Source organism: Nocardia sp. NPDC004722, from assembly GCF_053601505.1.
In genome coordinates, this window is the sequence record NZ_JBSGBY010000645.1 from 1 (window position 1) to 4,572 (window position 4,572).

Genomic DNA, 4,572 nt, shown 5'->3' on the forward strand with positions numbered 1-4,572 from the left:
GGCCCCCAAGCCCGCCGCGCCGCCGACCTTGGACGCGCCCGGATTCGAGCCGCGCGCCGGGTACTGAGCGGACGAGTAGGTGCTGGGCAACAGTGTGCGGTGGCTGTGCGTCACCGCGGTGGCGCTCGCGGCTTCGGTGACGGCCGCGGGCGGGGCGGGAGCCGATCCGGCTCCCGCCGGCAAAGAGCTTGTGGTGCTGGGTGATTCGTTCTCCGCGAACGAGTGGGACCACTTCACGGGCCGGGACGATTGCAATCTGCACGGGCGCACCGCCTGGCCGGTGCAACTGGCCAAGCTGATGGGCGTGTACGGCACCGACCGGGTCGACGACCCGTCGTGTCCGGGCGCGTCGATCGACAGCGGTCCCGGCTGGACCATGGCCCAGCAGGCGCAGCGCGCGGACAAGGAGGGTGCTTTCGGCCCGGACACCAAACTGGTGACCTTGCAGTTCGGACTCAACGACAAGTGGGGCAAGTCCGATCAGACGCTGTGGAATTCGTTGCAGGGCTGCGTGTTCAACCTCGCCGACGGCTGTGATCCGGACGCGGTCGACCAGGGCCGGATGACCGACTTCAACGGTGTCTCCGGTGCGCTGATGGCCAAGCGCATGAGCAATGTCGTCACCTACATCAAGTACTACGCGCCGAACGCGCGCATCGTATTGGTGGGGTATCCGGAGCTTTTCGCCCCGGGCAGCAGCACCGTCTGCCTCGACATCCTCGGGGTCGCGCCCTTCGTCAATCCGCGCGGCCGCGCGGTGGTGGAGTACCTCGACCGCATCCAGCAAGCGCAGGGCGAAGCGGCTCAGCTGCTGGGCATCGACTTCCTCGATGCCCGTGCGCTCACGACCGGCCACGGTCTCTGCTCGTCGCAGCCGTGGTTGAACGGGGTCTTCGACCTGCACACCGATATCGACGGCCTGCCCTTCCATCCGTCGAGTCAGGGTGACGCCGTCGTCGCCAATGCCGTCTTCGACCGCTACGGACGCTGATCCGCCGCAACGGATCTCACGTCCACCACTCGTCTCTGTACACTCCGCGCAAAACTGAAAGACTCATTGTTCAATTTGCGATTCGAGGGTTCCATGAAGTTCCGTCTCCCAGGCGCATCGGCTTCGCTGTGCGCCGCGGTCGTGGCCATCGCAGCGGTCATGACGGGAACCGCGGGCGCGCACGCCGATTCGACCGCCACGGGCAAGGCTCCGGCCCCGGCCGGGAAAACACTTGTCATCCTGGGCGATTCGTTCTCGGCCAACGGCTGGACGCCGTTCTCCAGTGAGAAGAAGTGCGATCACGGCGACACGGCCTGGCCCGTGCAGCTCAGCGCGCTGATGGGCCTGCCCGCCGACAGCGATCAGGTCTGGAACCAATCCTGTCCCGGCGCGGCGATCGAGGGCGGCGACAGCTACACGCTGACCGTCCAGGCCGCCAACGCCGCCAAGGCGGGCGCGTTCGGTCCCGAAACCAAGCTGGTCACGGTGCAATTCGGCTTCAACGACCAGTGGGGTGGCCAAGAGCTGTCCCCGTGGAAGTCGACCGAGGGCTGCTTCTACGACGTGACCGGCGGTTGCGGCCCCGACGCGGTGGCCGAGGGCCGGATGGCCGACCCGCACGCCATCACCGGCGCCGAATACGCCGCGCGCATCAGCAAGGTCGTGACCTACATCCGCTACTACGCCCCCGCCGCGCGCATCGTCATCGTCGGCTACCCCGAGCTGTTCCGGCCCGACGCGGACGCCATCTGCGTCGACCTCGCCGGACTCGGCTTCATCCAGCCCAAGGGCCGCACGGTCGTCGAGTACTTCAACCGCATGGACCAGGCGGAACGCGAGGCGGCCGCACAGTCGCAGGTCGACTTCCTCGACTCCCGCGCGCTCACCGCCGGACACGGACTGTGCACCCCGCAGCAGTGGGTCAACGGGGTCTTCGACCCGCAGATCAATCTCGCGGGCCTGCCCTTCCATCCGGCTCCCCAGGGCGACGCGGTGATCGCCAACGCACTGTACGAGAGGTACGCACGATGACCCGTCCACCCGAAGTCATGCCGGGGACCCGCGCGCCGAGCGCACCGGAAGCCTTTGCCGCCCAGCCGATCTCACCGGTGCTGACCGTCACGCCGAGGGTCGTCGAAACGCCCCCGGAGTCGACCGCCGCGCTTACCCGCGGGGCGCGCCCCGCGCTGCCGTCCCTGACCGGCGGCCGCTGGTGGGCGGCGTTCGCGGTCTTCGTCCTGCACGCTCTGGTGTTCCTGCCGGTCTACCCGTTCCAGAAGTCGGAGCTGTTCCGCCACATCCACGAGTGGATCCCGATGCAGCTCGGCGCCGCGGGCGTCACCTTCTTCTTCGTGCTGTCGGGTTTCATCATCTACTGGTCGTTCCGGCCGGGCATGCGGATGCGCGACTTCTATCGCCGCCGCGTGCTGAAGATCTGGCCGACGCATCTGCTGGGCGCGGCCGCGTTCATCGTGGCCGCGAGCGTGCCGCTGCATCGCCTGGCGGTGTGGGTGCCGAACCTGCTGCTGGTGCACACCTGGGTGCCGAAGTGGACGACGGTCGGCGGCCTGAACGTCCCGTCCTGGTCGCTGGCCGCGGAAGTGCTGTTCTACTTCAGTTTTCCGCTGGTGCTGCCACTGGTGATGCGCATCCCGACGCACCGGCTGATGCTGGCCGCCGGACTGCTCATGGTCGGCATCCTGGCCCTGCACACCTCGTACTTCCTGTTCGTGAACGGCCCGTCGAGCCTGTCGGAGGCGTTCTCCTCCTCGCGCATCGCGAACGCGTTCGCCCCGCGCCTGGTCCCCGGCAATGTCTCGCCGCACTACGAATTGCACGCCTCCCCGGCGTGGTTCCAGCAGCCCGACATCCCGGTGGCCCGCTCCTACTGGCTGAGCTACACCTTCCCGCTCTCGCGCCTGCCGGAGTTCTTCCTCGGCGTGCTGGCCGCCCGCATGGTGATCGAAGGCCGTTGGCGCAACACCAAACTCACCTGGCCGCTGATCGCCCTGGCCGCCTCGTTCGCGGCGACCTGGGTGGTGCCGGTGAACTTCAAGATGTCGGCGCTGATGCTCGCGCCGATGACCGCGGTGGTCGCCACCATGGCCACTCGTGATCTGGCCGGAATCCGCGGCATCAGTTCCCATCGCTGGGTGGTGTGGCTGGGCAATGTGTCCTTCGCCTTCTATCTCATCCAGTTCCCGGTGATGGTCGTGGTCACCCGATACCTGATCGGCGGTAGGGAGTTCGGCATCCTCGGCTGGGCCGGATTCTCGCTGCTGTGCATGGCCGTCTCGACGGCCCTGGCCGGGCTGCTCTACCACTGGGTGGATCTCCCGATCATGAACCGCTTCGCCCGCCCGAAACGTCGCTGACGCCCCGATTCCGGGGGCAGCGGGTGTGGTGCCACCGGACATCGGGGCACCGCATTTGCCGGGTACCGGCCCGCCCGGCGCCGACCTAACGTTCACCGCCGCAAGGATTTTGTGGCGGTGACGGAGGGAACGGCGTGGTTGCGGAGTTGGTCGCCGAGGCGGCCGCGGAGACGGGCGAGACCTCGGAGCGGCGCTGGAATCCGCTGCTCCGCATCGTGTTTCGATACGCCTTCGTGGTGCTCGGGGTCGGCATGGCCGGGGTGCTGGTGTTCCACGCGCTGCTGCGCTCGCTCGGGGTGCCGACGCAGACGGTGCTCGATGTCGCCGAGTGGACGGGTCTGCATCCGCTCACCGATTGGCTCGGCGAGCACGTCTTCGGCACCCGGATCTCGTGGGCTGCCACCGGAAGCGGTGATACGGCGGCGAATTGGGTGTCGGCGTTCACCTGGCTGCTGGTCGCCGTGCCGATCACGGCCGTCTGGTCGGTGCTGGATCGTGCGCGCCCGAACTACGCGCGCCTCTACGGCTGGTTCCGGCTGACGCTGCGTTTCGCACTGGTCGGCGCGCTGCTGCTGTACGGCATGACCAAACTGCTGCCCTCGCAGATGGCCTTCAGCCTGGAGCGGCTGGTGGAACCGTTCGGGGACATGAGCCCGATGACGGTGCTGTGGTCGCAGACCGCCGCGTCGAAACCCTACGAGATGTCCTTGGGCGCAGCGGAAGTCGTGGCCGGGCTGCTGCTGATCCTGCCCGTCACCGCGGGCGTCGGGGCGGTGCTGGCGGTGGTGGTGGCCATGCAGGTGTTCCTGTTGAACCTCACCTTCGACGTGCCGGTGAAACTGTTCTCTTTCCAGCTGCTGGTGTACGCGGTGGTGCTGGCGGCCCCGGACATCGTGCGGATCCTGCGGGCGCTGATCGGCCGCGCGGTGTCGGTGCGCGAGCCGGAGGGACTGGTTACGGGGGCACGGGCGAACAGGATTCTGCTCGCGACGCAGGTCCTGGTCGGACTGTGGCTACTGGGCACCACCGTCTCCGAGGGCCACGACGCCTGGGCGCAATACGGTGACGGCCGCCCGCACTCGCCGCTGTACGGCATCTGGGATGTCACCGAGTACAGCGGGGATCCCGCGGACCGCCTGCGCCGCATCGTCTTCGACCTCCCGCAGGCGGTCACCACCCACCGCACGGACGACGCGCAGCGGGACC

4 protein-coding genes are annotated in these 4,572 nt (G+C 68.1%); all 4 read left to right on the forward strand.

All coding sequences use genetic code 11. The features are described from left to right. The first annotated feature begins 79 nt into the window (after positions 1–79). Positions 80–991 carry an SGNH/GDSL hydrolase family protein gene (locus ACWELQ_RS38810; protein ID WP_452401995.1) on the forward strand — a complete coding sequence of 304 codons (912 nt, stop codon included), beginning with the start codon at positions 80–82 and terminating at the stop codon, positions 989–991. Positions 992–1,150: 159 nt separating this feature from the next. Beyond that, a complete protein-coding gene (locus tag ACWELQ_RS38815; RefSeq protein WP_452401996.1) occupies positions 1,151–2,023 on the forward strand; it encodes an SGNH/GDSL hydrolase family protein in 873 nt (290 codons plus the stop codon). Further along, a complete protein-coding gene (locus tag ACWELQ_RS38820) occupies positions 2,020–3,366 on the forward strand; it encodes an acyltransferase family protein (protein ID WP_452401997.1) in 1,347 nt (448 codons plus the stop codon). The genes ACWELQ_RS38815 and ACWELQ_RS38820 overlap by 4 nt, the downstream gene beginning before the upstream one ends. A gap of 134 nt (positions 3,367–3,500) precedes the next feature. Further along, on the forward strand, positions 3,501–4,572 hold a 1,072-nt coding region (locus ACWELQ_RS38825), incomplete at its 3' end, for a DoxX family protein (RefSeq protein WP_452401998.1).

Bases quoted from the DNA above. Each gene is read 5' to 3' on its own strand.
- ACWELQ_RS38815 (WP_452401996.1), top strand. From the start codon at position 1,151: ATGACGGGAACCGCGGGCGCGCACGCCGATTCGACCGCCACGGGCAAG.
- ACWELQ_RS38820 (WP_452401997.1), top strand. From the start codon at position 2,020: ATGACCCGTCCACCCGAAGTCATGCCGGGGACCCGCGCGCCGAGCGCA.